The 26,912-nt window shown below is 71.8% G+C and carries 18 protein-coding genes; 10 read left to right on the top strand and 8 right to left on the bottom strand.

Going from position 1 to position 26,912, the window contains the following annotated elements:
- Positions 1-14: 14 nt before the first annotated feature.
- From fliG to MNOD_RS28650, 3 genes are all read right to left on the bottom strand, one after another.
- A complete protein-coding gene (gene fliG, locus MNOD_RS28660; protein ID WP_015932476.1) occupies positions 15-1,067 on the bottom strand; it encodes a flagellar motor switch protein FliG in 1,053 nt (350 codons plus the stop codon).
- A gap of 31 nt (positions 1,068-1,098) precedes the next feature.
- Complete coding sequence (gene fliF, locus MNOD_RS28655; protein ID WP_015932475.1) at positions 1,099-2,724, bottom strand: flagellar basal-body MS-ring/collar protein FliF; 1,626 nt, start codon at positions 2,722-2,724, stop codon at positions 1,099-1,101.
- A gap of 102 nt (positions 2,725-2,826) precedes the next feature.
- A complete protein-coding gene (locus MNOD_RS28650) occupies positions 2,827-3,621 on the bottom strand; it encodes a GntR family transcriptional regulator (RefSeq protein ID WP_015932474.1) in 795 nt (264 codons plus the stop codon).
- Between the two features lie 104 nt (positions 3,622-3,725).
- Between MNOD_RS28650 and MNOD_RS28645 the strand changes: the two genes are divergently transcribed.
- Positions 3,726-4,664 carry a ribokinase gene (locus MNOD_RS28645; RefSeq protein WP_015932473.1) on the top strand — a complete coding sequence of 313 codons (939 nt, stop codon included), beginning with the start codon at positions 3,726-3,728 and terminating at the stop codon, positions 4,662-4,664.
- Positions 4,665-4,792: 128 nt separating this feature from the next.
- Positions 4,793-5,008, top strand: coding sequence for a hypothetical protein (locus MNOD_RS28640; protein ID WP_015932472.1), 216 nt, complete (start codon positions 4,793-4,795; stop codon positions 5,006-5,008).
- Positions 5,009-5,064: 56 nt separating this feature from the next.
- Here MNOD_RS28640 and MNOD_RS28635 read toward each other — a convergent pair whose 3' ends face one another.
- Positions 5,065-8,508, bottom strand: coding sequence for a YhdP family protein (locus tag MNOD_RS28635; RefSeq protein WP_157091579.1), 3,444 nt, complete (start codon positions 8,506-8,508; stop codon positions 5,065-5,067).
- Between the two features lie 211 nt (positions 8,509-8,719).
- Between MNOD_RS28635 and MNOD_RS28630 the strand changes: the two genes are divergently transcribed.
- Both MNOD_RS28630 and MNOD_RS28625 read left to right on the top strand, forming a co-directional pair.
- Entirely contained in the window at positions 8,720-9,184 is a 465-nt protein-coding gene (locus MNOD_RS28630) for a peroxiredoxin (RefSeq protein WP_015932470.1), read from the top strand.
- Between the two features lie 530 nt (positions 9,185-9,714).
- On the top strand, positions 9,715-10,863 hold the full coding sequence (locus MNOD_RS28625) for a M23 family metallopeptidase (protein ID WP_015932469.1): 1,149 nt from the start codon (positions 9,715-9,717) through the stop codon (positions 10,861-10,863).
- Between the two features lie 16 nt (positions 10,864-10,879).
- Here MNOD_RS28625 and prfB read toward each other — a convergent pair.
- The 3 genes from prfB to MNOD_RS28610 all read right to left on the bottom strand — a co-directional run bounded on the left by prfB (position 10,880) and on the right by MNOD_RS28610 (position 16,023).
- Positions 10,880-12,008 (bottom strand): peptide chain release factor 2 gene (prfB, locus tag MNOD_RS28620; protein ID WP_015932468.1). Its coding sequence is split into 2 segments (ribosomal slippage): positions 10,880-11,938 and positions 11,940-12,008, totalling 1,128 coding nucleotides; the frame shifts between segments, so codons are not numbered across the junction.
- A 136-nt stretch (positions 12,009-12,144) separates the two neighbouring features.
- Complete coding sequence (locus MNOD_RS28615; RefSeq protein ID WP_015932467.1) at positions 12,145-14,562, bottom strand: penicillin-binding protein 1A; 2,418 nt, start codon at positions 14,560-14,562, stop codon at positions 12,145-12,147.
- 147 nt (positions 14,563-14,709) lie between these two features.
- Positions 14,710-16,023, bottom strand: coding sequence for an N-acetylmuramoyl-L-alanine amidase (locus tag MNOD_RS28610; RefSeq protein WP_083786589.1), 1,314 nt, complete (start codon positions 16,021-16,023; stop codon positions 14,710-14,712).
- 688 nt (positions 16,024-16,711) lie between these two features.
- On the opposite strand from MNOD_RS28610, the gene MNOD_RS28605 reads away from it, so the two are divergent.
- Together MNOD_RS28605 and MNOD_RS28600 are read left to right on the top strand one after the other, a co-directional pair.
- Positions 16,712-19,849 (top strand): Rne/Rng family ribonuclease, encoded by a 3,138-nt coding sequence (locus MNOD_RS28605; protein ID WP_015932465.1) that lies wholly within the window; start codon positions 16,712-16,714, stop codon positions 19,847-19,849.
- Positions 19,850-20,428: 579 nt separating this feature from the next.
- Positions 20,429-21,748: a methyl-accepting chemotaxis protein gene (locus MNOD_RS28600; protein WP_244424582.1), complete on the top strand. Its 1,320-nt coding sequence runs from the start codon at positions 20,429-20,431 to the stop codon at positions 21,746-21,748.
- 75 nt (positions 21,749-21,823) lie between these two features.
- On the opposite strand, the gene MNOD_RS28595 is transcribed toward MNOD_RS28600, so the two are convergent.
- Positions 21,824-22,996: an aminotransferase class I/II-fold pyridoxal phosphate-dependent enzyme gene (locus tag MNOD_RS28595; RefSeq protein WP_015932463.1), complete on the bottom strand. Its 1,173-nt coding sequence runs from the start codon at positions 22,994-22,996 to the stop codon at positions 21,824-21,826.
- 332 nt (positions 22,997-23,328) lie between these two features.
- Between MNOD_RS28595 and MNOD_RS28590 the strand changes: the two genes are divergently transcribed.
- The 4 genes from MNOD_RS28590 to aat all read left to right on the top strand — a co-directional run bounded on the left by MNOD_RS28590 (position 23,329) and on the right by aat (position 26,827).
- Complete coding sequence (locus MNOD_RS28590; protein WP_015932462.1) at positions 23,329-24,102, top strand: DsbA family protein; 774 nt, start codon at positions 23,329-23,331, stop codon at positions 24,100-24,102.
- A gap of 144 nt (positions 24,103-24,246) precedes the next feature.
- Positions 24,247-24,729 carry an acetyl-CoA carboxylase biotin carboxyl carrier protein gene (gene accB, locus MNOD_RS28585; protein ID WP_015932461.1) on the top strand — a complete coding sequence of 161 codons (483 nt, stop codon included), beginning with the start codon at positions 24,247-24,249 and terminating at the stop codon, positions 24,727-24,729.
- Positions 24,730-24,739: 10 nt separating this feature from the next.
- Complete coding sequence (gene accC, locus MNOD_RS28580) at positions 24,740-26,095, top strand: acetyl-CoA carboxylase biotin carboxylase subunit (RefSeq protein ID WP_015932460.1); 1,356 nt, start codon at positions 24,740-24,742, stop codon at positions 26,093-26,095.
- Positions 26,096-26,167: 72 nt separating this feature from the next.
- Positions 26,168-26,827 (top strand): leucyl/phenylalanyl-tRNA--protein transferase, encoded by a 660-nt coding sequence (aat, locus tag MNOD_RS28575; RefSeq protein WP_015932459.1) that lies wholly within the window; start codon positions 26,168-26,170, stop codon positions 26,825-26,827.
- Positions 26,828-26,912: the final 85 nt, after the last annotated feature.

Here is a 26,912-nt window from a genome sequence, read left to right as displayed (position 1 = left end):
TGAGAGGGGGCTGGTCAGTAGACCAGCTCCTCCTCGGCGCTGTTCTTGGCGATCATGATCTCGCCCTTCTCGGCGAGTTCCTTGGCCATCTCGGTGATCCTGGCCTGCGCCTCATCGACCTCCTTGAGGCGGATCGGGCCGAGGGAGGCTATCTCGTCCTGCAGGTTCTTGGCCGCGCGGCTCGACATGTTGCTGAAGAAGAAGGCGCGCACCGGCTCGGACGCCCCTTTCAGCGCGCGGCCGAGCGCGTCGCGGTCGACGTTGCGCATGAGCGTCTGCACGCTGCCGGCATCGAGCTTCAGCAGGTCCTCGAAGGTGAACATGAGCTGCCGGATCTTCTTGGCAGCCCCCCGGTTGTTCTGGTCCAGGGCGGTGAGGAAGCGCGTCTCCGTCTGGCGGTCGAAGGCGTTGAAGACGTCCGCCATGAGTTCGTGCGCATCGCGCCGGGTCGTCTGCGCGATGGTCGAGACGAACTCGCTCCTCAGCGTCTCCTCGATGTGGCGCAGGGCCTCCTTCTGCACCGTCTCCATGCGCAGCATCCGGTTGAGGACGTCGATGGCGAAGTCCTCCGGCAGGATGGTGAGCACCCGCGCGGCATAGTCCGAGCGCACCCGCGACAGGATCACCGCCACGGTCTGCGGGTACTCGCTGCGCAGGAACGAGGCGAGGATCTCGGGGTCGATCTGGGTCAGGCTGGTCCAGACCCGGCGGGCCGAGGCCCCCTTCACCTCCGCCATGATCAGCGAGACCTGCTCGGGCGGGAAGATCTTGAGGAGCAGCGCCTCGGTGCGCTCGTAGCTGGAGCTGACGCCGCCGCTCGCGGAGAGCTTCGACACGAACTCGATGATGAGCTGCTCCACCGTCTCGACCTCCAGCGAGCCGAGCTGGACCATGGCGTGCGAGACCTTCTTGACCTCGTCCTCCTCGAGCATCTTCCAGATCGGCGCGCCGACCTCGTCGCCGAGGAGCAGAAGGAGCGCCGCCGCCCGCTGCGGGCCGGGCAGCTCGGCGAGGCGCGAATTCTCCATCAGCGCCTCGGCGAGGGCGGGTTTCGGGGACGCGGCCATGCTCTCGTCTCTCAACCTCTCGGGCGGGGCTTTAGCGGTCGTTGATCCAGTTGCGCAGGACTTCGGCGGTCTCGGCGGGGTTCTGCCGCACGATGTCGGCCACCCGCTCTATCGTCTCGGCTTGGAGCTTCCCGTTGATCCTGGCGAAGTCGACGAGGTGCTTGGCGGGGCTGTCGGGGGGCGGCGCGTCCTCCGCGGGCGCGGCGCCCGGCAGGGCGCCCGGCAGGACCGGGATCCCGGCCGCCACCAGCTCGGCGGGCGGGGCGTCGACGGCGATCACCCGCCGCAGCAGCGGGCGCACCACGGCGAGCACCACCACCAGGGTGAGGAGCGCCAGCACGCCGAGTTCGGCGAGGCGCAGCACGTCCTCCTTGGTCGGCTTGAAGGAGGCGAGGAGCCCCTCCTCCGGGATCTCCGCCGGGACCGGGCCCTCGGCGAAGCGCAGGTTGACCACCTCGATCTGGTCGCCCCGGGCCTTGTCGTAGCCGACGGCGGTGCGCACCAGCGCGGTGATGCGGTCGAGCTCGTCCTGCGGGCGCGGCGCATAGACGGGCCGGCCGTCGGGCCCGGGCGTATAGGTGCCGTCGATCACCACCGCCACCGAGAGGCGCCTGATGCGGCCGCCCTCGTTGATCTCCGTCCGCGTCACCCGGGAGATCTCGTAGTTGGTGGTCTCCTCGTTCTTGTTCGACGCCTCGCGGGTACCGTTCTGCTGCGCCGGGTCCCGGGCGCCGGGCAACTCGTTGCCGACGCTGACCCCGGTCTCGCCGGGCCCCTGCGATTGCTGGGTCTCCGAGCGGGTCTGGGTCGAGCGCACGACCCGGCTCTCGGGATCGAAGGTCTCCGAGCGGCTCTCGATCCGGTTCGCGTCGAGCTCGGCCGCGACCTGCACGCGCGCCCGGCCCGATCCCACGATGCCGGCGACGATTCCCTCGACCTGCGCGCGCAGGCGGTGCTCCAGATTGGCCTGCCGCTCGTCGAGGCCGAGGCGGCCTTGCGCGTCCTCGGGCTTCGCGCCGTCGGCGAGGAGCCGCCCGCGCTCGTCCACGATCGAGATGCGGTCGGGCTTCAGCCCCTCCACCGAGGAGGCCACGAGGTGGCGCACCGCCCGCACCTGCCCCGGATCGAGATCTCCCGACAGCTTGAGCACGATCGCGGCGCTCGGCGGCTCGCGGTCGCGGGCGAACAGCCGCTTCTCCGGGATGACGAGGTGGATGCGGGCCGCCTGCACCCGCCCGATCGCCCGGATCGAGCGGGCGAGCTCGCCTTCGAGGGCGCGCAGGTGGTTGACGTTCTGGACGAAGGTCGTGGACGAGAAGGCGTCCCCCTTGTCGAAGATCTCGTAGCCGACCCCGCCCGCGCTCGGCAGCCCCTTGCCGGCGAGGTCCATGCGCAGGCGCGCGAGGTCGGCGCGGGGCGCCAGGATGGTCTGGCCCATCTCGCCCCGCGTCTCGTAGCGGAGCCCGCGCGCATCGAGGTCCCGGATCACCGCGCTCGCATCCTGCATCGACAGGTCGGCGTAGAGCACGCCCATCTCGGGCCGCGACACGCGCAGGATCACGAAGGCGAAGAAGCCCACGAGGGTGAGCGTCACGGCGCCCATCGCGGCAAGCCGCGCCGGCCCGAACTTCGCCACCAGATCGAGAACCGGCTTCACGACGCGCTTGAACCCGCCACCCGGACCGGCCGGGCTCTTAGGCAAAAATTGCCGGGCCGTGGTTAGTAGGCGGTTAACGGCGCGCCGCGACGGCCTGCGGCTCTAGACCCTCAGGTCGAGGCGGTACGCATAGGCGTCGCCCCGGAACAGGCCCTCGACATACTCGATCATCTGGTCGTCGCGGGCATAGGAGCGCCGCTTGATCAGCAGGCAGGGGCGCGGCTCGGAAAAACCGAACACCGCGCAGGCATCGGCGTCCGGCAGCGCGGCCTCGATCGTCTGCTGGCAGCGCACCAGCCGCGCCCCGGACCGACCGAGATGGGCGTAGACCGACCCGCTCAGGTCCGCATCCGCGAGGTCCGGGACCGCCGTGAGGTCGTACCACGCCATCTCCCGCGACAGCGGGATGCCGTCGCCCTTGCGGATGCGCACGAGCCGCAGGAAGGTCGCCTGCGGCGGGCGGCCGAACAGCTCCGCCAGGGCAGGGTCCCGGACGACGACCCGCTCCAGGATCTCGGAGGAGGGCACGCGGCCGAGTTCGTGCATCTCCTCGGTGAAGCCCTTGAGGCGGTCCATGCCGGGACTGAGCCGGGTGCGGCCGGCCTCGACGATGTAGCCGAGCCGCCCATGGGCGCTCAGGTAGCGCTGCCGGCGCAGGGCGTCGTAGCAGCGCTGGACCGTGGTGCGGCTCACCCCCATCGCCTCCGCGAAGGTGCGTTCCGCCGGCAGGGTGGTGCCGGCCGCGAGGGTGCCGTCCTCGATGAGCGCGCGCAGCTGCTCCTCGAGCTGCTGATACAGGGGTTTGGCCGTGTCCTGGCGCAGATGGACGAGGCTCGGCAGCGGAGGAGCCGCCGGCCCATGGCTCCAGCGGACGCGGACGGGATCTCCCTCAGACATCGGGCTCGACGCTCCGCTTCGTGAGGCCCGTCATGACAAGCCGCCCGCCACATGGTGTCGTATCGCCGGGAGGTGCGGCCGCAGGGCCGAGAGGGAGCATAGCCGTGACCGACATCGGAGAGGATCCGGACCTGTTCGTCCTGGGGAGCTTCGTGGCGGCCTGTTCTGCCATGGTTGCGCGGCAGCCGCGACCCGGGGAGACGCTGGAGGCGCAGGCCTTCTGGCTCGATCCCGGTGGTAAAGGACTGAACCTTGCCGTCGGTGCCCGGCGCCTCGGCGCCCGGGTCGACGGTCTCGTGGCGGTCGGCCGCGACCCGTTCGGCGACATGGCGGAGGCGGCCCTGCGGCGGGCCGGCCTGCCGGCCGCGATGCTGCGCCGGGTGGATGCGCCCACGGGGGCGGGGATCGGCCTCGTGGATGCGGCCGGCGAGAACTGCATTGCGGTCTTTCCGGGCGCCAATGCCCATCTCGATTCCGCGGCGGTGGCGCAGGCGGCGGGCCGCCTGATCCGGGCGCGCTGCGTGCTCGCGCAGTTCGAGATCGGCGAGGCGCCGATCGCCGAAGCGTTCCGCCGCGCCCGCGCGGCCGGGGTCGCGACCCTGCTCAACCCCTCGCCGTTCCGGCCGGTTCCGGCGGCGCTCCTCGCCGACACCACCATCCTCGTCCTCAACGCCACCGAGGCGGCGGCCCTGCGCGAGGATCTCGGCCTGCCGACGGGAGCCTGGGAGGATCTCGTCGCGGCGCTGCTGGCGCGGGGGCCGCGCATCGTCGTGGTGACGCTCGGCGAAAGGGGCGCCCTCGCCCGGGAGGCCGGCGGCCCGTTGCTGACCCAGCCCGCCTTCCCGGTCGCGGCGGTGGACACGATCGGGGCGGGCGATGCCTTCACGGCCGGGCTCGCGGTTGCGCTCGTGGAGAATCGTCCCCTCGCCGAGGCCCTGCGCCAGGCCGCCGCCTGCGGCGCCTGCGTGGTCGCCCGGCCCGGCGTGTTCGATGCCCTGCCCGACCGGGCGGCCCGGGACGCGATCCTCGCCGCCGGAGCGTGACACGCCGAAGGCCCTCCTCCCGGGAGGGCGGCGGTGCGGGTCTCCACACCCGCCCGCGGGAGCGCCGGTCCGGCGAACGATCGGCCCCGCTCCGAGTTGGTGAGGGCGAGAGCAACCCGGAGGATGCCATGACCCAATCCGCGACACCCGGCCCGGAGGTCCGGCCCGAATCCGAGGAGCGCATCAGCGGCCAGTGCCTTGCCGACCGGGCGGCCGAATCCGCCCCCGGCCCGCGCCGGCCGGGCGAGGATCTGAAGGCGCGTCAGGAGCAGCTTCTCGACGAGGCCGTGGAGGAGACCTTTCCGGCGAGCGACCCGATCGCGCCGAAGCGGATCACCCGGTGAGCGCCGCTCGCGGGCCGGAGCGCCGCCCGGGAGGCTTCCGGCCGTGAGGCGCCCGGTCAGGGATTGAGCCGCGGCGCGGCCGCCGCGGAGGGATCGCCGCCCGCCCCGAACAGCTTGCGCAGGAAGCCCGGCGCGATGGCCGAGAGCGGGTTCACGGCGACGTTCGGCGCGCTCATCGGGCCCGTCACCGAGAAGTTGATGCCGAACAGGCCCTCGTTGTGGCCGCCGCCGAGCAGCGGGCCGACGATCGGCACCTGCGAGAAGACGTTGTTGAGCCCGTAGAGCGGCACGAAGGTGCCGCGGATGTCGGTGGCGTTGCGGCCGGTATCGAGCCAGCCGCCCAGCGTGAAGCCCATGGCCGGACCCGAGATGGCCGCGTCCGAGAAGTCGATCCGGGTGCCCGTGCGCACGAATTCCGCGGTGAGCCGGTCGAAGCCCACGTCGTTCGCCTCCGGCCGCCGCCCGGGCGAGCGGCCGCCCCGGTCCTCCGGGGCGGGCTCGCCCTGCGCCATGATGCGGCCGAGCGCCGGCTCGTCGCGCAGGGTGAAGGAGCGGATCTGCACGGCGCCCGCCTGCGGCCCGTCATTCATGGTGGTTTGGAGAGAGAGCCGGCCGCCCTGCATGCGCCGGTAGATGTCGAGGAAGCGCAGCACCGCGCCCGCATCGGTGGACTCGGCCGTGAGGACCGGCGTGCCGCCCCGCTCGCCCCGTCCCACCTCGACGCGGACCGAGGCCCCCCGCAGGCGTCCCTGGATGCGGGCCTGCCGCAGGTCGTCGCCGCGTAAGGAGAGCTTGAGAGTCGCGTTCGTCAGCGCCTCGTCGTTGAAGCCCGTGAGGATGGCGAAGCTCAGATCCGCATCGACGTCCCGGGAGGCCGCCTCCTTGCCGCCCTTCCTGGCGGGGGCGGAGAGCGCGCGCAGGAAGGGCCGCGCATCCGCGACCCCGCCCTTCAGCATCACCTTGTAGACGCCGCCGCTGCGCTCCAGCTGGCCGCGCACGTCGTCGCCGGGCGAGAGCTTGAGGCTCGTGAACTCCGCGCGCTCCAGGCCGCCCTCGGCCGAGATCACGGCGCTGCCCTTGGCCGCCACGCTGCCCGCCTCGAGGGCGAGGTCCTTCAGTTCCGTGCCGTTGCCCGTATCGGTGAGCGCGAAGGTGAGCCGGCCGGGCTTGCCCGCAGCCTTGGTCCAGCCGGGCACGAGCCCGTCGATCGAGGCCCGGGTGAGGTCGGCCTCGACCCGGGCGGTCGTCTTGCCGGGGCGGCCGATCGGCACCACGAAGCGCGCCGGCACCGGGCCGGCGAGCGCCGGCGCGACGGGCAGGCCCCGGCGCGCCCGGGCCGCCTCGTCCAGGGTGAGCGCCACCACGGCCTCGCCCGGCGCGCCCGGCTTCGGCTGATGCAGGTCGACGCTCATCGGCGCGCCCGAGAGCCTGGCCTCGCCCTTCATCGAGAAGCCGCTACGGTCGTAGGCGAGGCTGAAGCGGCCGTTCTCCAGCCGGTCCTTGCCGACGAGCCGGTCCACCGAGACGTCGCTGAAGCTGCCGGACATCACCACCGGCAGGTCCGCGATCTCCGGCACCGCGTTGAGGCTCAACGGAAAGTCGATCCGCAGATCCGCCTGGCCGCGGGTCGTGGCCGGATCGATCTCGGCGCCGGTGAGGCCGCGGAACAGCTTCGCCTGGAGGAGCGAGGCGAGCGCGTCCGTGCCGCCGGTCAGGCGCAGGCCGATCTGGGCCGTCACGTCCCTGGGCACCGCATCCTTGATGACGAAGGATCCGTCCTGGAGGGTGAGCGCCCGCCCGTCCGGCATCCGGATCTCGGCCGTGGCGCCGCGGATCGTGGTGTTGCGCCCGGTCACCAGCCCGGAGACGCGCCCGCGGGTGAGCGGTGGCGCCTCCGGCGAGATCACCAGGCTCCCGTCGCTGACCGCGAAGGCGATCCGCACCGCCTTGTCCGGCACCGGGTCGCCGCGGGTGGCCGCGGCGAATTCCGCCTGCGTCATGTCGACGGTGATGTCGAGGCTGTCGAGATGCCCGCCGCGCAGGTTGTCGACCAGGTAGGTGCGGATCGGCGGCGCGATGTGCTCGGGCCAGAGCCGCAGGGCGGTGCGCCCCTCGGCCCGGTCGGCCAGGATGTGCAGGGTGAGGCCGCCCTCGTCGGCGTGGGTGCCCAATGTCCCGGTGATGGTGCCGCTCGCCGTCGGTCCCGACAGGGCGAAGCGCTCGATGGCGACGCCGTCGTCCCGGCCCGAGAGCGTCGCCTCGATGCTGTCGATCCGGATCGGGGCGTCGCCGTCGACGGCGCCCCGCAGCACCGCGTCGCGGCCCGCGAGCGTTGCCGTCCAGGCCGGATCGGCCCCCGCCGCTCCGGCGACCCACTCGCCCGCGAGCCGCACGGCGTTGCCGGCGCCGCGGTAGTCCAGCGCGTCGAGCTTGAGCGCGCGCCGGGCCTCGTCCCAGCTCGCTTCGACCGAGACGCCCTCGATGGTCACCGGATTGAAGTCCTTCTCCTCGATGAGGAGGGTGCCCTCGCTCGAGGTCAGCGAGAGGGACATGGTGTCGAGGCGCGCGCCGTGCATCGCCACCGCGGCCCGGCCCGACAGCTTCACGTCGGTGGTCAGCGGCAGGCGCGACTGGCCGGAGAGGAGCAGCAGGTCGGTGACCGGGAGGTCATCGAGGGTGAGAACGCCGCGCCGGATGTTTCCCGCCGCCCGTTCCACATCCCCGCCGAAGCGCCAGGGGCCGTGCGGTCCCATGATGCGCATCTCGAACACCTTGGCGTCGCGCACCGCGTCGCGGGTGAAGATCCCGTCGACGCGGGGAAACACCGCGCGCTCGGTGCCGCTGTCGTCCGTCAGGGTGAGGCGGGCATTGGTCAGGCGGGCACGGTCGAGGGAGCCGATCACGCCGGCCGGATCGAGGACGAGGCTCAGGATCGAGGCCATCGTGGCCGAGAGCGGCGAGACGGTGCCGCGGGCGGCGTCCACGCCGGGCGGGGTGGTCGGCTGCGCATCCGAGGGATCCGCCGAGGCCGCGATGGAGCCGTCCCGATGGACGACGGCCCGCAATTGCAGGTCGCGGAACTCCACCGAGCGCGGCTGGATCGTCAGGCCGAGCAGCGGGGCGAGATCGATGCTGACCAGGGCGAGCGGCGCGCGCACGACGAGCGCGCCTTCCGGGTTGCGGATGTCGAGCCCGGTGGTGCGCAGCGCGAGCGCCCCCTCGCGGTCGATCTCGATGGCGCTGTCGCGCAGGTCGACGGTCCAGCCCGGGCCGAGCCGCCCGGCGATGGCGGCGGCGAGGCGGGGCTCCAGCCAGGCGAAGCTCATCGGCCCGCTCGACAGGCGCAGGTAAGCGAGGCCGCAGCCGAGGCCGAGCAGCAGCGCGACGGCGAGCTTCAGGAGGAGCACCCCCCGCACGCATCGCTGCACGACCGATCGCCGCCGGGCCGGGCCGGGCGCCACGCGCAGCGGTGCGCGGCGAGGGGGAGGAGCCTGATCCATGCCTGTCATCGCCGGGAGAGGGGCCTGCGGGACTTGTCCGCCCAGTGTCTTCTCCGTCCGGTTACCTGCGATTAATCGTGTGTCCGCATGCCGGACGTCCCGTGGCAGCCCGCCTCGGACGCTGTGCGCCTCCACGGCTGTTCCTCCCCCCGGGCCGTCGCGGCGGCCTCGGCAATGAGGCACACCATCATTCGGCCGAAAGGAAGGCACGATGCCCCTGAATCCTGGCGATCCCGCCCCCGATTTCTCCCTGCCGGCCACCGGCGGCGAGACGATCAGCCTCACCTGCCTCAAGGGCCGCAAGGCCGTGCTCTACTTCTACCCGAAGGACAACACGAGCGGCTGCACCCTGGAGGCGAAGGCCTTCAACGATCTGCGGGACGCCTTCGCGGCCGCCGACACGGTGGTGATCGGGGTCTCGCCCGATCCGATGAAGAGCCACGACAAGTTCCGCGACAAGTACGGGCTCGGCTTCCCGCTCGCCTCCGACGAGGAGAAGGCGATGCTTCAGGCCTACGGCGTCTGGGTCGAGAAGAGCATGTATGGCCGGAAATACATGGGGGTGGAGCGCACCACCGTGCTGATCGACCGCGACGGCCGAATCGCGGAGGTCTGGCCGAAGGTGAAGGTGCCGGGCCATGCCGAGGCGGTGCTGAAGGCGGCCAAGGCCCTGTAGCGCAAGGCCCTGTCGCATCGGTTCACTGCCAGCCGGGCCGCCCCTGGCGGATGGAACCGCGGCTGACCGAGCGCCCCTCCGATGGCACCCTCAACCGTCCTCTTGCTGAGGCGCGGGCGATCGCAGATCGCACTGGCGATCGTAGATCGCGCAGGCTGCCTCGAAGCACGCCTGACCGCTGGTCCGAGGCTCTGGCGGATGGGAGCACCGGTCCGGGGTGCCTGCCGGCTGATGCCGGCCAGAGGGCTGGCTTTCGCCGGCCACCTCAGCATGAGGAGCGGGGCGGCTTCCACCTACGTCAGGTTCTATTGGGCTGCCTGGATCCGCGCCGCCCCGGATCGGAGCGCGCCGCCCGGCTTCGGTGCGTCCCGCCGTGAACGGGGGCGGCGCGCGGCGCCGGAATTTTCGCGGTTCCTTAACCTTAAGGAATTCAATTCGGGGGCATATCTTCGGAATCCCCGATGTCCTCACCTCTCCCCCGATCCGGTTCCTCGCCTCGTCCCGTCCCGGCCGCGGAGCCGGAGGTCTGGGTGGTCCGGCGGCGGACCGCCGCGGCGGCGGGTGCGCTCTTCGCCCTGCTGGCCGTGTGGGCGAGCGCCGCCACGTGGTTCATCGTCTTCCACGACGACGCGCTCGCGCGGTTCATGACCCGCCAGAGCGCGCTGCAATACGCCTACGAGGAGCGGGTGAGCGCCCTGCGTGCCCGCCTCGACCGGGTGGCGACCCAGAAGCTCCTGGAACAGGATGGCGTCGAGACCCGCATCGCCGAGCTGGCGAGCCGGCAGGTCGCCCTGGAGAACCGGCAGGCGATGCTGCTGGGCCTGACCGAGCCGGCGGCCGACGCGGCCCGCGATTCCGCCGCCTCCACGGGCGCCCTCCCCGGCCGCACGGCCCGGCAGAAGCCGGTGCCGACGCCCGAGGCGTTGGGCCTGCGCAGCGAGCTCCCGGATCCGGCCGCGACCCCGGCTCCGGGCCTGAGCCTGCCCCTGCGCGTCGCCGGCCTCGAAGCCTCCCTCGACGCGGTCGCGGCCCAGCAGAGCCTCGCGCTCGACCGGATCCTGCAGAGCAGCCGCAGCGAGGCCGTGCGGCTGCGCCGGGTCGTGGCCGATCTCGGCCTCGATCCCGGCCGATTCGCCCCGCCGCGTTCCGCCGGCCTCGGCGGCCCGCTCGTGCCGGTCGGCGCGGGAGCGTTCGAGACGCTGCTGGTGCAGGCGCAGCGCAGCGTCGGCGAGCGCGACGACTTGCGGCGGATCGTGAGGGGCCTGCCGCTGACCCGCCCGATCGTCGGCGATGCCGGCCTGTCGAGCCAGTACGGCTACCGGGTCGATCCGTTCACCCGGGGGCTTGCCCTCCACACGGGCGTCGATCTGAAGGCGGAGTACGGCGCACCGGCCCGCGCGGCGGCGGCCGGCACGGTGGTCTCGGCGGATTATGCGGGCGGTTACGGCAACATGGTCGAGATCGACCACGGCCACGGCATCGCCACCCGCTACGCCCATCTCTCGGCCTTCGCGGTCTCGCCGGGCCAGACCGTCGAGGCCGGCCAGATCATCGGCCGCGTCGGCTCGACCGGCCGCTCGACGGCGCCGCATCTCCATTACGAGACCCGCATCGACGGCGAGCCGGTCGACCCGCAGCGCTTCCTGCGGGCGGGCGCCTGGGCGCTCGCCGCGCGCTGAGGGACCGGGCAAGACTCTAGTCGATGTCCTCCACGGCCTCGCCGCCGCCATAGACCCTTTGGGCGAGCGAGGCCTCGATGAAGGGGTCGATCTCGCCGTCGAGCACGTCGCCCGGGCTCGTCGACTGGGCCCCGGTGCGAAGGTCCTTCACGAGCTGGTAGGGCTGCAGCACGTAGGAGCGGATCTGGTGGCCCCAGCCGATGTCGGTCTTCGACGCGGCCTCGGCGTTTGCCTTCTCCTCCCGCTTCTTCAGCTCCAGCTCGTAGAGCCGGGCGCGCAGCATGTTCCAGGCGGTGGCCCGGTTCTTGTGCTGCGAGCGCTCCTGCTGGCAGGCCACCACGATCCCGGTCGGGATGTGGGTGATGCGCACGGCCGAATCCGTGGTGTTCACGTGCTGGCCGCCCGCCCCCGAGGAGCGGTAGGTGTCGATGCGGCAGTCCGACTCCTTCACCTCGATGGTGATGCGGTCGTCGATGACCGGATAGACCCAGACGCTCGCGAAGCTCGTGTGCCGCCGCGCATTCGAGTCGTACGGCGAGATGCGCACCAGCCGGTGCACGCCCGACTCGGTCTTGAGCCAGCCATAGGCGTTGTGGCCCTTGATGAGCAGCGTGGCGCCCTTGATGCCGGCCTCCTCGCCCTCGGACCACTCGACGATCTCGACCTTGTACTTCCGGCGCTCGGCCCAGCGGGCATACATGCGATGGAGCATGTTGGCCCAGTCCTGGCTCTCGGTGCCGCCCGCGCCCGCATGGACCTCGAGATAGGTGTCGTTCCCGTCGGCCTCGCCCGCGAGCAGGGTCTCGATCTGGCGGCGCGCGGCCTCGGCCTGGACGGCGCGGATCTGCTCCTCGCCCTCCCGGATGCTGGCCTCGTCGCCCTCCATCTCGCCGAGCTCGATCAGGGTGGCGGCATCCTCCAGCCCCTGCTCCAGGCGCCGGATGGCGGAGACCGCCTCCTCGAGCTGCGTGCGCTCGCGCATGACCTTCTGGGCCGCCTCCGGGTCGTTCCAGAGGGCGGGGTCCTCGGAGCGGGCGTTCAGCTCCGCGAGGCGCTTATCGGCAGTATCCCAGTCAAAGATGCCTCCTCAGCAGTCCGATCGACTGCTTGGCGGCATCCGAGAGTTGTTCGATCTCGGCGCGCATCTGGTGTGACGATGGTTGGTGAGGTGGGCCGGTGTGATAGCGCCCCGGCCCGCCGGTGTAAACGGAGGCCGCTGCGGATCCCGCGTCTCCCGCCCGGAGGGCGCAGGCACGGGTCACGCCCGCGGGGCGCGCCCGTTCAGTAGAGCCCGCCCGCCTGGGCCGCGCGGTCCGCGTCCGGCGGCGGGGCGCCGGGCTGGGCCACCGGCGGGGCCGAGTAGCTGTCGGGCGGCGCCGTGCCGGGCTTGAACGCCTCCAGGATGCCGCCCTCACTGCCGCCCGCGCGGGTGCCGCTGGCGAGATTGACCCGGATCAGCTTGATGCCCGGCGGCACCCGGAAGGGGGTCGGCGGCTTGTCGGCGAGCGCCGCCTTGAGGAAGTCCCGGGCGATCGGCGCCGCGAGGCCGCCGCCGGTGGCGCGGTCGCCGAGCGAGCGGGGCTTGTCGAAGCCGAGATAGACGCCCACCGCGAGGTCCGGCGAGAAGCCCACGAACCACGCGTCCTTGGCCTCGTTGGTGGTGCCGGTCTTGCCCGCGAGCGGCTTGCCGATCTCCTTCAGGATCGTGGCGGTGCCGCGCTGCACGACGCCCTCCATGATCGAGACCATCTGGTAGGCGGTGAGCGGGTCGAGCACCTGCTCGGATTCGTCCACCAGCTTCGGCTCGTCCTGGCCCGACCATTTCTCGGCGTCGCAGCCGATGCACTTGCGGTTGTCGTGCCGGTAGATCGTCTCGCCGGTGCGGTCCTGGATGCGGTCGATCAGCGTCGGGCGGATGCGCCGCCCGCCATTGTCGAGCATCGAATAGGCCGTGACCATGCGCATGACCGTGGTCTCGCCGGCGCCGAGCGACATCGGCAGCACCGGGAGCATGTCGTCGTAGACCCCGAAGCGGCGGGCATACTCGGCGATGAGCGGCATGCCGATGTCCTTGGCGAGCCGCACGGTCATCAGGTTCTTCGAATGCTCGATGCCGTAGCGCAGGGTGTGCGGGCCGCCCGACTTGCCGTCGTAGTTTGAGGGCGTCCAGGCCTCCTGGCCCGGCCCCGCCTCGATGGTGATCGGCGTGTCGAGCACGATCGAGGATGGGGTGTAGCCGTTGTCGAGGGCCGCCGAGTAGACGATCGGCTTGAAGGACGAGCCCGGCTGGCGCATCGCCTGGGTGGCGCGGTTGAACTCGCTCTCGTCGAAGGAGAAGCCGCCCACCATGGCGTGGACGCGGCCGGTATGCGGATCCATGGCCACGATGGCGCCGGAGATCTCCGGCACCTGCCGCAGCCGGTAGGCGTTGCCGGCCCCGTCCATGCGCTCCACGTAGACGACATCGCCCGGGCTCAGCACCGAGGCGATACCCCGCCCGGTCCAGCGCACGCCCTCCGGGCCGATGATCCCGGTCTCGCGCTCCTTCGAGACATGGCCCGAGTTCTCGCGCCGCGGCTGCAGGCCGATCTGCGCCCGCCCGCCGCTCGTGTCGAGCACCACGGCGAGGCGCCAGGGCTGCACGTCGCCGAGCGCCGGCACCTCGGCCACCGCCTGGCCCCAGTCGCGGCCGGTAAGGTCGATGCGCGCCTGCGGCCCGCGCCAGCCCCGGGCCTGGTCGTAGCGCACGAGCCCGTCGACGAGCGCCTTGCGGGCCTGGGCCTGCATCTTCGGGTCGAGGGTGGTTCGCACCGACAGGCCGCCCTCGTAGAGCTTCTTCTCGCCGTAGCGCTCGGAGATCTCGCGGCGCACCTCCTCGGCGAAGTAGTTCGCGTTGGCGGTGTTGGGCGAGACGCTGCGCGGGTTGACGCCGAGCGGCAGCTTGCGCTCGGCCTCGGCCTCCTCGCGGGTGATGTAGCCGTTCTGGGCCATCAGGCCGATGATCTCGTTGCGCCGCGCCAGCGCCGCCTGGGTCTTGCGGAAGGGGTGATAGTTGTTCGGGCCCTTCGGCAGCGCCGCCAGATAGGCCGCCTCGTGGATCGTCAGCTCGTGCACCGACTTGCCGAAATAGTCGAGCGCGGCGGCCGCGATGCCGTGCAGGTTGCGGCCCGGCACGATCGTGCCGAGGAAGATCTCGTTGAGGTAGAGCTCGAGGATCTTGTCCTTCGAATAGGTCGACTCGATGCGCAGCGCGATGAGCGCCTCGCGGATCTTGCGGTCGAGGGTCTGCTCGCTGGAGAGCAGGAAGTTCTTGGCGACCTGCTGGGTGATGGTCGAGGCGCCCTGCTTCTTGCCGCTCTGGGCGTTGGTGAGCGCCGCGCGGACGATGCCCTCGGGGTCGATGCCGCCGTGCTTGTAGAAGTTCTTGTCCTCCGCCGACAGGAAGGCCGCGATGACGATCTTGGGCATCGCCTGGATCGGCAGATAGAGCCGGCGCTCGCGGGCGTATTCGGCGAGCAGGCTGCCATCCGCGGCGTGCACGCGCGTCATCACCGGCGGTTCGTAATTGGCGAGCGCGGCGTGGTCCGGCAGGTCCTGGGAGTACTTCCAGTAGAAATAGCCTCCGACCGCGGCGCCGGCGACGAAGACCATCGCGGCGATGCTGAACAGGAAGCCGAAGAAGCGAAGGACAAAGCGCATCCGAACCCGATCCGTCGATGATGAGCCGCAGGGGGCCGCAGGCCGCGCCGCGGTCAGGATATCCCCATCGCACCGCTTCGGCGAGAGGCGCGGCGTGGCGGGCTTAAGGGGAATCAAGGCGCCGACAGGCGCCCATCGACACGGGATCTATGGTGAAACTGGGGCGGTCATCGCCGCGGACCGGCGGGCGAAGGCCGGACCGAAGCCCGGGGCGACCCGGCCGGCGAAGAAGGTCTCGACCGCCTCCGCCATCCGGGCGGTGACCCTGCTCCGCCACTCCTCCGAGAGCAGGAGGTCGAGGTCGTGCTTGCTCGACAGATAGCCGAGCTCGACGAGGACCGAGGGCACGTCGGGGGAGCGCAGCACCCTGAACCCCGCCTCGCGGTGGGGCTTGGCGCTCATCTCCATCACCCGGTCGAGCTGGCCGAGCAGCCCGTGGGCGAAGCGGGCCGAGAAGCTGCGGGTCTCCCGCAGCGTGAGTTCCTGCAGGATGTCGGCGACATCGCCCGGCCCCTCGGCGCTGTCGGCGCCGGCCGCCTGGTCGGCCTTGTTCTCGCGCTCGGCGAGGCGGGCCGATTCCGCGTCGGTGGCCTTCTCGGAGCCCGTGTAGATGGTGGCGCCGCGCACCTGCGGGGCGGCCGAGATCGAATCCGCATGGATCGACACGAACAGGTCCGCCTTCGCCTCGCGGGCGATGCGCACCCGCTCGGCCAGCGGCACGAAGACGTCGCCCTCGCGGGTCATCCGCACCCGCACGCGGCCGCCCTGTTCCAGGCGCCGCGCCAGGTCGCGGGCGACCCCGAACACGATATCCTTCTCGAAGGCGCCGTTCGCCGCGATCGCGCCCGGATCCGTGCCGCCATGGCCCGCATCGACGATGACGAGCGGGCGGGTGTCGCCCGGATTCGCCGGCACGGCTTTCGAAGCGGCGGGCGGCTCGGGGGCGACGGCGGCGCGGCGGAAGCTGTCGCGGTCGGTGCGGGCGAGGTCGATGGTGAGGAGCGTCGCGCCGTCCCGCTGGCGCGGCGCGGTCGCCACCCGCGCCACGGTCGCGGTCTGGGCGAGGTCGATGACGATGCGCGAGCGGCCCGGGGCGAACAGGCCGTAGCGGAAGGAGGCGACGAGCCCTTCGCGGCGCCGGCCCGTCTCGGGAGGCAGCTGGAAATTCACCTCCGGCAGGTCGACGATGGCGCGGTCCGGCCGCTCCATCACGAAGGCCCTGGCCTCGACGGGGCGCGACAGCACCACGCTGAGCCGCGTGCCGCCTTCCGGCCCGGCCGAGATCTCGGCCGCGATGGCGACCGCGGGCGCGTCCCCGGCCCGCGCGGGGACGAGCGCGAAGCACAGCCACGCGGCGGCCATGAGAACAGCGGCCGTCCGAGCGGCAGCAGCCGTCCGGAAGGCAGTCGCCGCTGCCCGGAGGGCAGCGCAGGGCAGGAGGCGGGCGGCGCGTCTCGGCATGGGCTTCGCGCGAATCTGAAGGCTCGGGTCCGGTTACGCGATAACCGGGCTATGGTTAACGCACCGCAAAGCCGTCCGGATCGCCGGCGCCGATCTGTTGCCGCGACGGCACAGGCGCGGGCCCGACCGCGCGCCGCCGATCCGGCTTGCCAAGCGGGCTCAACCCTCTGTAATGGTATCGACCCCTGCCCGTCGCCGCCGGTTCCCGTCGCGGCCCGCGGGCCTGCACGGGCTCGTTATCGAGCCCCGGCGCCAGGTCCGTCGCCGGCTTACCGCCAGACGGTTCGGCCCCCGAGCCGGGCAGGTGTCGCCTTCGCCAGCGGCGGCGCTCTTTCACGAGAAGACGCGTCGCCGCCGTTTTATCGCCGGTCGGCCTCCTCAGCGAGCGCCGGCCCGTCGTTTCGAGAGGTCGGTGGGAGAATGCGCGGACGCACAGCTTCGGGTTCCGTTGCTGCCGTTCCGAGCGCGCGCATCCGGCGTCGCGCCCTTCCGCGCCCCCTGCCCCCGGCCGTGGTCAACCCCTCGCGCGCAAGGACGCGCGCAGCGGCGATTGACGGCAAACCCAGCGCGAGATCAGCCGCCGTGGTCCACAGGCCGCGGCCCATGAGAGCCTTCCGGAGGCCGGCGTCACCGCCGGGCCGGCTCGGTCGAGCTTTGCTGCCGTCACTCGCCATGTCGAAAGTTCGTCATGGCCAACAAGATGCTCATCGATGCCTCCCACCCGGAAGAGACCCGGGTGGTGACGGTCAAGGGATCGAAGGTCGAGGAATTCGACTTCGAAGCCGCTAACCGCCGCCAGCTGCGCGGCAACATCTACCTCGCCAAGGTCACCCGGGTCGAACCCTCCCTGCAGGCCGCCTTCGTCGAGTATGGCGGCAACCGGCACGGCTTTCTCGCCTTCAGCGAGATCCATCCCGACTACTACCAGATCCCGATCGCCGACCGGCTCGCCCTCCTGGAGGAGGAGGCGCAGGCCGAGCGCGAGCAGGCCGAGCGCCCCGAGCGGGAGCCCGACGAGCGCCGTCGCCGCCGCCGCCGCGGCCGGCGCGCGGAGGCCGCCTCCGCCAAGGCCGATTCCGTGGTGAGCGCCCCGGCCGAGGGGCTCGAACCCGAGGAGGGCGAGAACTCGGCCGCCGAGACCGTCTCCGCGGCGCCGGACATGACCGACGCGGCGCCGGACGCAGCCGACGCGGCCCCCGCGGCCGAGACCGGGGCGGCCGCCCAGGAGGTGCCGGCCCAGGAAGTGTCGACCCAAGAGGCATCCCAAGAGGCACCGGCCGGGGAGCCTCCGACCGAGGAGGCGCCCGCGGTCGCCGCGGGCGAGACACCGGCCGCCGACGCCGCGCCTGCGGAAGCCCCCGCGACGATCGCCGCCGAGGTCGCGCCCGAGGCGCCTGCGCCGGAGGAGCCTGTGGCGCCCGAAGCCGCCGCGGTCCCGTCGGAGACGGAGCCGGCCCCGGCCGAGCCGGTCGCCGCGGACGCGGCCGAGCCCGCTTCCGGGCCGGCCGAGGCTGAGGCCGAGCCGGCGGTGGCCGCCGAGGCGGCGCCCGCCGCGGCCACGGCCGTTTCCGCCGACGAAGCCGACGATCAGGATGCCGATGAGGACGAGGATCGCGAGGACGACGAGGACGAGGCCCGCACCGAGGCGGACGAGGCGGACGAGGATGAGGACGACGAGTCCGACGAGGAAGAGGGGTCCGACGAGGAAGAGGGCGAGGACGAGGAGCCCGTCGTCGAGCAGGTCGGCGGCCGCGGCGACGCGCTCGCCGAGATCCCCGACCGGCCCCGCGCGCCCCGCCGCCACTACAAGATCCAGGAGGTCATCAAGCGCCGCCAGGTGATCCTGGTTCAGGTGGTCAAGGAGGAGCGCGGCACCAAGGGCGCTGCGCTCACCACCTACCTGTCGCTCGCCGGCCGCTACTCGGTGCTGATGCCCAATACCGGCCGGGGCGGCGGCATCTCGCGCAAGATCACGAGCGCGGCCGACCGCAAGCGCCTCAAGGAGATCGCCTCCGACCTGGAGGTGCCGGAGGGGATGGGCGTCATCCTGCGCACGGCCGGCGCCTCGCGCACCAAGCCCGAGATCAAGCGCGACTTCGAGTACCTGATGCGGCTGTGGGAGAGCGTGCGCGAGCTGACGCTCTCGTCCTCGGCGCCGGCCCTCGTCTACGAGGAGGGCTCGCTGATCAAGCGCGCCATCCGCGACCTCTACACCAAGGACATCGAGGAGGTCCTGGTCTCGGGCGAGGACGCCTACCGCGAGGCCAAGGACTTCATGCGGATGCTCATGCCGAGCCAGTCCAAGGTGGTGAAGCCCTATCGCGATCCGACGCCGCTCTTCGCCCGCTACGGGGTCGAGCAGCAGCTCGACGCGATGTTCTCCAACCACGTGTCCCTGCGCTCGGGCGGCTACCTCGTCATCAACCCGACCGAGGCGCTCGTCTCCATCGACGTGAATTCAGGGCGCGCCACGCGCGAGCACGACATCGAGGACACCGCGCTCAAGACGAATCTGGAGGCCGCCGAGGAGGTGGCCCGCCAGCTCCGCCTGCGCGACCTCGCGGGCCTGATCGTCATCGACTTCATCGACATGGAGGAGAAGCGCAACAACCGGGCGGTCGAGCGCAAGCTGAACGAGTGCCTGAAGGACGATCGGGCGCGCATCCAGGTCGGGCGCATCTCGCCCTTCGGCCTGCTCGAAATGTCGCGCCAGCGCATCCGCACCGGCGTGCTCGAATCCTCCTCCGTGCCCTGCCCGCATTGCGGCGGCTCGGGCTTCGTGCGCGCGACCTCGTCGGTCGCCCTGCAGATCCTGCGGGCCATCGAGGAGGCGCTGATCAAGTCGAGCAGCCACAACCTGATCCTGCGCACCCGCACCGACGTGGCGCTCTACATCCTCAACCAGAAGCGCGTGCATCTGCGCGAGCTGGAGACGCGCTTCGGGGTCACGATCACGATCGCGGCCGACGAGCGCCTCCCGGCCACCTCGGCCTTCAACCTCGATCGCGGCGAGCCGGCGCAGCCGCCCGAGCCGCGCCTGCCCGTCACCAGCATCCGGGCCGAGGCCGTCGAGCCTCCGCCGCTCGAGGACGAGGAAGAGGAGGAGACCGCGGAGGAAGCCGAGGGCGCCGAGGAATCCGCCGAGGCGGCGGAATCCTCCGAGGACGAGGGCGGCGGCCGCCGTCGGCGCCGCCGTCGCCGTCGCCGCGCCCGCGGCGACGGCCGCGCGGTCGAGGCGGAGGCAGAGACGGAGGCGGGAGCCGAGGCCGAGCCGGAGGGCGAGACCGTGTCCGCCGAGGGGCCGGTCTCGATCCCGATCACCGAGGGCGGCGAGGCGCCGTCCGTCCGGGAGGGCGACGAGGGCGGCGGGCGCCGGCGTCGGCGCGGTCGCCGCGGCGGGCGCAGCCGCGATCGCCACGAGGAGGAGTTCGGCCATATCGGTGACGAGGTCGTGGTCGGCGAGATCGAGGCCGCCGAGGCGGGTCCTGCCGGCGGCAGCCTCGCTCAGGACGCCCTCGCGGAGGAGATCGTCGCCGTCGGCGAGATCACCGGGCCCTCGCCCGAAGCGGTCGCACCGGCCGGGGCCGCCGAGATCCCCGACCTCTCGGCCATCGACCGCGAGGCCGCCACCGTGGCGGCGATCGAGGCGCTGGCGCCCGGCGCTCCGGCGCCCGGAGAGGCCGCGGCCGCCGAGCCTGCGCCCGCCCCCGCGGCTCCCGAGCCCGAGCCGGAGCCCGTCGCGGTGGTGCTGACGCCCCCCGATCCGGACCGGCCCAAGCGGGCCGGCTGGTGGTCGCGCACCAAGGCTGCGATCGGCGGCCACTGATACCAACGGTCATTTCCATGTGACCGTTGGTTCCGTTCTCGGATTTTCGCCAAGCCTTTGGCTTGGTGTCGAAAATTCGAGATGGGTCAACGGCCCGCTGTGTGAGCATGCGCGGCAGTATCTTGGGCCGTTGGTATGAACGCCGCGCGGTCCCGCGACCGCGCCGCACGCGAGATGACGGGGCCCGGTCCTCAGGCGAGGACTGGGCCCCGTTCGTGTTGGAAAGGTCTTCCCCGAAGGTCGCGCGAACCGTGCTGCGCGACTCCGAGGCTCATCCTGTGCGGGCCGCAGATGACGCCCGACTCGGTATTACCGCAGCGCGTCCCCTGTGTTGCCCTCTGCCACGGGTGTCATTGTAAGAAAGCTTTGGGTCGTCTCTGCTCTTGCGGTCTGATTTATCCATTTTACAGGAGGGTGGATTCCGGATAGAGCTTGCAGTGAAGCAAAGTATAAAGATCAGCGGTGGGCGGTGGCGGTATATTAACGGAATCGCAAGCGTTTCGATGAAAAAAGACAGCGACCCAATGTGAGCTGTCCGAGATGTTCCGAGCCCTCCGACCCGCGCGTCCGCAACCCGCCGTGGCTACCGAACCCGCGGAGGCGGCCGAGGAGAGGATCGCCGGCCTGCTCGATCGGGTGGCGTTGTCGGGCTCGGTCGGCGGGGCCGACGGCCGGGTCGGCGCGGCCCTCGGCCGGCTCGTGGACCGCAGCCGCCGCGCGGCGGCGGCCGATCTCGGCCTCGGCGCCCGCATCGCGGCCGAAGCGTCGGAGGCCGGCACCATCCTGGCGTGGATGACGCATGACGCCTCCGAGGTTGCCGCCCAGACCCGCACCATGGCGGCGGCGGTGGAGGAGGTGGCGGCGTCCACGCGCGAGCTGTGGAGCCGGTCCCAGAGCAGCGCGGACCTCGCCGAGCGGGCCCGCACGGGAATTGCCGGATGCGCCTCCGACATGCAGGAGGCGACCCGGACCATGGAGGTGATCGAGGCCGGCGCTGTCCAGATGGAGCAGCGCCTGCGGGGCTTCGAGAGCGCCGCCCTGCAGATCCAGGAGATCGCCGGTGCGATCGAGGCGATCTCCAGCCAGACCAACCTGCTGGCGCTGAACGCCACCATCGAGGCGGCGCGCGCGGGCGAGGCCGGCCGCGGCTTTGCGGTCGTCGCCGCCGAGGTCAAGCAGCTCTCGGGCCAGACGGCGCGGGCGACCGACCAGATCCGGACCCGCCTCGCGGCCCTCCTGCAGGAACTGGCGGCGATCCAGAACGCGGTCTCGGAGAGCCGGCAGGCGGTCGCGACCGGCACCGCCGCGGTAAGCCGGGTCGGCTCCCGGATCGTGGAGGAAGGGCAGGCCGTCGCCGGCTCGGCCGAGGGCATCCGGGCGCTCGCCGAGGTGCTGGGCCAGCAGCAATCCGCCACCCAGGAGATCTCGGCCGGCGTGCAGCAGGTCGCGGCCAAGACCGAGAAGACCCGCCAGGAGATCGACGGCCTGATGGGGCAGCTCGCCAAGGCCGAGACGCTGGCCCGCGAGACCCTGGACCTGGCCGGCCGCCGCGACATCCCGGCCTATGGCTTCGTGCGCCTGCCGGCGGACCTCGCCGCCTGGAAGCGCCGGATGGCGATGGTGCTGATCGGCATGCGGCCGGCCAAGCCCGAGGAGGCGGTGTTCGACGCCGCCGTCGACCTGCCGGCCCTCTGCGCGGCCCTGAAGGCCGATCCGGCCTATGCGGGGGCACCCCTCGACGCGGCCTTGTCCGCCTTCGAGGAGGCGCGCCGGAGCGCGGCCGCGGTGGTGCAGGGCGTGAGCAGCCACGACTGGGATCGCGCCACGCCCGCCTTCCAGTCCTTCGAGAAGGCCGTGCGGGCGCTGGCGGACCATGCCCAGGCGATCGTGAAGGGCTGATCTGGGCCGGCGGCCGGCTCCGCGACGGATCGCCGGCCTGTCGCGGCTTGGCGAGGGTTTGGCGAGGCGAGCGCCTCAGCCGAGCCAGATCCGCAGCCGCCGCACCGCCTCATGCGCCTCCCGCTCGCCGCCCGCGAAGGAGAAGCGCAGGTGGTGGTTGCCCTCAGTGGGATCGAAATCGAGCCCTGGGGTCGCCGCGACGCCGGCCTCGTCGAGCATGCGACGGCAGAAGCCGCTCGCGTCGTTGGTGAGCCGCGCCACGTCCGCGTAGAGGTAGAAGGCGCCGTCGGCCGGATGCACGTCGCCGAGGCCGAGCCCCGGCAGCTCGTTGAGGAGGACGGCCCGCGCCCGGGCGTAGTCGGCCTTGACCGCCTCCAGCTCCTGCGTGGCGTCGAAGGCGGCAAGCGCCGCCACCTGCGACAGGTAGGGCGCCGAAATGTAGAGGTTCTGCGCCAGCCGCTCGATCGGGCGCACCAGCTCCTCCGGCACCACCATCCAGCCGATCCGCCAGCCGGTCATGCAGTAGTATTTCGAGAAGGAGTTGATGATCACCGCGTCCGGGTCGCTCTGAAGCGCGGTCGCGGCCGGCACCCCGTAGGTGAGGCCGTGATAGATCTCGTCGGAGACGAAGGAGAGCCGGAGCGCCCGGCAGGTGCGGCCGAGCTCGGCGAGGCCGACCGGGTCGATCATGGTGCCGGAGGGGTTGGCCGGGCTCATCACCAGCAGCCCCGAGAGCGGGCGCTCCGCATGCGCCGCCCGGACCGCCGCGGCCGTGGGCACGAAGCCGTCCTCCGCCCGCAGGCGCAGCGGCACGGGCTCGAGGTCGAGGGCCTGCAGGATGCTGCGATAGGCCGGGTAGCCCGGCTCCGCGATGGCGACCCGGCCGCCGGCGTCGAACAGCGCCAGGAAGGCGAGGACGAAGCCCGCCGAGGAGCCCGTGGTCACGACGATCCGCTCCGGCGACACCGCGATCCCGTAGGTCTCGGCGTAGTGGCGGGCGATGCGCTCGCGCAAGGGGGTGATGCCGAGCGCCTCCGTGTAGGGGATGCGCCCGGCCGCGAGCGCGCCCTGCGCGGCCGCGATGGCGGCGCGCGGCGCGGGCGCCGCCGGTTGGCCCACCTCCATGTGAACAACGCTATCCCCGCGTCGCTCCCGGGCGGCCGCCGCGGAGAGCACGTCCATGGCGAGGAAGGGGGCCACCCGCGCGGCGCGGCGGGAGACGAGCGGGTCGGTCGGGGCAGGCCGCATCAGAGAGGATCCGTGGCGGAGACGGGAGCCCGGCAGATAGGGCGGATCGCCCGCATCCCGCAACGCCGCGGGCGCTCTAGAGCCGTGCCCGTTTCAACCGAAACGGGCACGGCTCTTCAGTCTTTGATTTTTCGCGCTCCTTTACGCCGAACCGGCATCCACTTCGGCGGGGAGCGCTCTAGGGGGCCGCGGGCGCTTGGCCGCCCTCCCTTGACGAGCCTTTAGGCGACGCGACCGTGATTTGCCGCACGCCGCGAAACCGCCTAACCCCACAGGCAAGAGAGCGCTCGCGCGACGAGAGCCGCCTGCCGGACGACCCCACGAGGACGACGATGCCCCCCCTCCCCCGCCTTCTGCCCGCCCTCGCCCTCACGGGCGCCCTCGCGCTCGCCGCCGCGCCGACCCGCGCCGAGGCGCCGATGACGGATGCTCAGCGCCAAGCCATCGAGGGCGTGATCCGCGACTACCTCCTGAAGAACCCCGAGGTGCTGCAGGAGGCGATGGCCGAGCTGGAGAAGCGCCAGCAGGAGGCCCAGCGGCAGGCCCAGGCGAGCGCGCTCAAGGAGACCCGCGACATCCTGCACAATGCGGCGACGAGCTACACGGCCGGCAACCCGAACGGCGACGTCACCCTGGTGGAGTTCTTCGATTACAATTGCGGCTACTGCAAGCGGGCACTCGGCGACATCCAGGCCCTGATGAAGTCCGATCCGAAGCTCAAGGTCGTGCTCAAGGACTTCCCCGTCCTCGGCCCGGATTCGGTCGAGGCGAGCAAGGTCGCGCTCGCGGCGAAGCAGCAGCTCAAGGGCGACAAGCTGTTCGAGTACCACACCAGGCTGCTCGAGACCCGCGGCCGCGTGAACGGCGAGCGGGCGATCGCGGTGGCGCGTGAGATGGGCCTCGACATCGCCCGCCTGCAGAAGGACATGCAGTCTCCCGACGTACAGACCGCTCTGCAGGAGAATGTGGGGCTCGGCGACAAGCTCGGCCTCTCGGGGACGCCGGCCTTCATCATCGGCGAGGAGATCATCCCGGGGGCGGTCGGCGCCGAGCCGATCCGCAAGACCATCGCGGGCGTGCGCCAGTGCGGCCACGCGACCTGCTGAGGCGCCCGTTCGGGCTATCCCGGCCCGGGGCGATCGGTTAAGAGCGCGCTCGCGCCGGCTCGCCCGGTGTCGGCCCGGCCGGCGCCGGGCGGGTGCGGCCCCTGCCCCCGCGGGCCTCATCGCCAACACATCGATTGCCACCGCATGTCCAAGCAAGATCCGTTCGATCCCGATCTGGTGCGCCAGCTCGCGACCCTGATCGCCGAGACCGACCTGACCGAGATTGAGGTCGAGAAGGGCGATCTGCGCATCCGCGTCGCCCGCAACCTCACGGCGGCGACGATCCAGGTGCCGGTGACGGCCCCGGCGGCCGCAGCGCCGCCTCCGCTTCCGGCCGCTTCCGTCCCGTCCTCCGCCGCGGCGGAGCCGGATGCCAAGGCGCTGGCGAGCCATCCGGGCGCCGTGCTCTCGCCGATGGTCGGCACCGCCTACCGGCGCCCCTCGCCGGAGGCCAAGCCCTTCGTGGAGGTGGGCTCGCGGGTCGAGAGCGGCGCGCGCCTCCTCCTCGTCGAGGCGATGAAGACCTTCAACGACATCGTCGCGCCCCGGGCCGGCACGGTCACGGCGATCTTCATCGAGGACGGCCAGCCGGTGGAGTTCGGCGAGCCCCTCCTGGTGATCGAGTGACGAAGCCGCGATGTTTGACAAGATCCTGATCGCGAACCGGGGCGAGATCGCGCTGCGCATCCTGCGGGCGGCCAAGGAACTCGGCATCGCCACCGTGGCGGTCCATTCCACCGCCGATGCCGATGCCATGCATGTGCGGCTCGCCGACGAGAGCGTCTGCATCGGTCCGCCGCCCGCCCGCGACAGCTACCTCAACATTCCCTCGATCATCGCCGCCTGCGAGATCACCGGGGCGGATGCGGTGCATCCGGGCTACGGCTTCCTGTCCGAAAACGCGCGCTTCGCCGAGGTGCTGGGTCACCACCGCATCGCCTTCATCGGGCCGAAGGCGGAGCACATCCGCCTGATGGGCGACAAGATCGAGGCCAAGCGCACGGCCACGCGGCTCGGCATTCCCTGCGTGCCGGGCTCGGAGGGCGGCGTCGCCGATCCCGACGAGGCCAGGCGCATCGCCGCCGATATCGGCTACCCGGTCCTCATCAAGGCCGCCTCCGGCGGCGGCGGGCGCGGCATGAAGGTTGCCCGCAGCGAGGAGGATCTGGAAACCGCGCTCGCCACCGCCCGCACCGAGGCGAAGGCCGCCTTCGGGGACGACGCGGTCTATATCGAGAAGTACCTGGAAAAACCGCGCCACATCGAGGTGCAGGTGCTGGGCGACGGGCGCGGCGGCGCGATCCACCTCGCGGAGCGCGACTGCTCGCTCCAGCGCCGCCACCAGAAGGTCTGGGAGGAGGGCCCCTCCCCGGCTCTCAACGCGGAGATGCGCGAGCGCATCGGCGGCATCTGCGCCAGGGCCATGCAGGAGCTTGGCTATACGGGCGCCGGCACGATCGAGTTCCTGTACGAGGACGGCGAGTTCTACTTCATCGAGATGAACACCCGGATCCAGGTCGAGCATCCGGTGACCGAGATGATCACCGGGATCGACCTCGTGAACGAGCAGATCCGGGTCGCGGCCGGGGCGCCGCTGTCGCTGCGCCAGGAGGATGTGCGGGTCGAGGGCCACGCCGTCGAATGCCGCATCAATGCCGAGCACCCGGCGACCTTCCGGCCCTCGCCCGGCACCATCACCTATTTCCACCCGCCGGGGGGCCTGGGCGTCCGGGTCGATTCCGCAGCCTTCCAGGGCTACCGGATCCCGCCGCACTACGACTCGCTGGTCGGCAAGCTCATCGTGCACGGCCGCACCCGGACCGAGTGCCTGATGCGCCTGCGCCGGGCCCTCGACGAGTTCGTGGTCGACGGCATCGACACGACGCTGCCGCTCTTCCGCACCCTCGTGCGCAACGCCGACATCCAGAACGGGCTCTACGACATCCACTGGCTGGAGGAGTTCCTGAAGACCGGCGGCCTCGACGTTGCCTGACGGCACCGCGGCCATTTACAAGGGCCGCCCGCCCCGTGAAGAATACCGCCTTCTCTCGACCGGAAGCCTTCGATGCACGGCAGCGTCTTCGTCGAGATCACGCCTGAGATCCTGCTCAAGGCCTATGCGGCGGGCATCTTCCCGATGGCGGAGGATGCCGACGACCCGGCGATCTACTGGGTCGAGCCGCGGGAGCGGGGCATCCTGCCCCTCGACCGCTTCCACGTGGCGAGCCGGCTCGCCCGCACCGTGCGCTCCGGCGGCTTCGAGGTCGTGACCGATCGCGACTTCGACGGGGTCATCGCGGGCTGCGCCGCGCCGCGCCGGGACAGCGCCCGCACCTGGATCAATAGCCGCATCCGCGCCCTCTACGGCGAGCTCTTCGACCTCGGCTATTGCCACACGGTCGAGGTCTATGCGGGCGAGCCGCGGGTCCTCGTCGGCGGGCTCTACGGCGTCTCGCTCGGCGGCGCCTTCTTCGGCGAGAGCATGTTCCACTTGGCCCGTGACGCCTCGAAGGTGGCGCTGGTCCACCTCGCCGCCCGCCTGCGCCGCGACGGCTACCGCCTCCTCGACGCGCAGTTCGTGACCAGCCACCTCACCCAATTCGGCGCCGTCGAGGTGCCGCGGCAGGTCTACAAGCGCCTGCTGCGCGAGGCCGTCGAGCATCCGGCGCGCTGGGACCCGACGCCGCTCTCCGGGTCCGAGGCGCTCGCGTGGCTCTCAGGATAATCAGGTCGCAAGTCCGGGATAATTCGGCAATCCCAAGTTCCGAATCATCATGAAAAAGCTCCGCCGGTGATGATCTGGCCGGCGG

Origin of the sequence: Methylobacterium nodulans ORS 2060 (genome assembly GCF_000022085.1) — a bacterium.
GTDB lineage: Bacteria > Pseudomonadota > Alphaproteobacteria > Rhizobiales > Beijerinckiaceae > Methylobacterium > Methylobacterium nodulans.
Note: the sequence above shows the minus strand (reverse complement) of the source record. Positions and strands in the feature narration are given on the sequence as shown.

Bases quoted from the DNA above. Each gene is read 5' to 3' on its own strand.
- MNOD_RS28595 (WP_015932463.1), bottom strand. From the start codon at position 22,996: ATGCGGCCTGCCCCGACCGACCCGCTCGTCTCCCGCCGCGCCGCGCGG.
- aat (WP_015932459.1), top strand. From the start codon at position 26,168: ATGCACGGCAGCGTCTTCGTCGAGATCACGCCTGAGATCCTGCTCAAG.
- MNOD_RS28590 (WP_015932462.1), top strand. From the start codon at position 23,329: ATGCCCCCCCTCCCCCGCCTTCTGCCCGCCCTCGCCCTCACGGGCGCC.
- fliG (WP_015932476.1), bottom strand. From the start codon at position 1,067: ATGGCCGCGTCCCCGAAACCCGCCCTCGCCGAGGCGCTGATGGAGAAT.
- MNOD_RS28610 (WP_083786589.1), bottom strand. From the start codon at position 16,023: ATGCCGAGACGCGCCGCCCGCCTCCTGCCCTGCGCTGCCCTCCGGGCA.
- MNOD_RS28640 (WP_015932472.1), top strand. From the start codon at position 4,793: ATGACCCAATCCGCGACACCCGGCCCGGAGGTCCGGCCCGAATCCGAG.
- MNOD_RS28650 (WP_015932474.1), bottom strand. From the start codon at position 3,621: ATGTCTGAGGGAGATCCCGTCCGCGTCCGCTGGAGCCATGGGCCGGCG.
- MNOD_RS28635 (WP_157091579.1), bottom strand. From the start codon at position 8,508: ATGGATCAGGCTCCTCCCCCTCGCCGCGCACCGCTGCGCGTGGCGCCC.
- MNOD_RS28630 (WP_015932470.1), top strand. From the start codon at position 8,720: ATGCCCCTGAATCCTGGCGATCCCGCCCCCGATTTCTCCCTGCCGGCC.
- accB (WP_015932461.1), top strand. From the start codon at position 24,247: ATGTCCAAGCAAGATCCGTTCGATCCCGATCTGGTGCGCCAGCTCGCG.
- MNOD_RS28605 (WP_015932465.1), top strand. From the start codon at position 16,712: ATGGCCAACAAGATGCTCATCGATGCCTCCCACCCGGAAGAGACCCGG.
- MNOD_RS28615 (WP_015932467.1), bottom strand. From the start codon at position 14,562: ATGCGCTTTGTCCTTCGCTTCTTCGGCTTCCTGTTCAGCATCGCCGCG.
- accC (WP_015932460.1), top strand. From the start codon at position 24,740: ATGTTTGACAAGATCCTGATCGCGAACCGGGGCGAGATCGCGCTGCGC.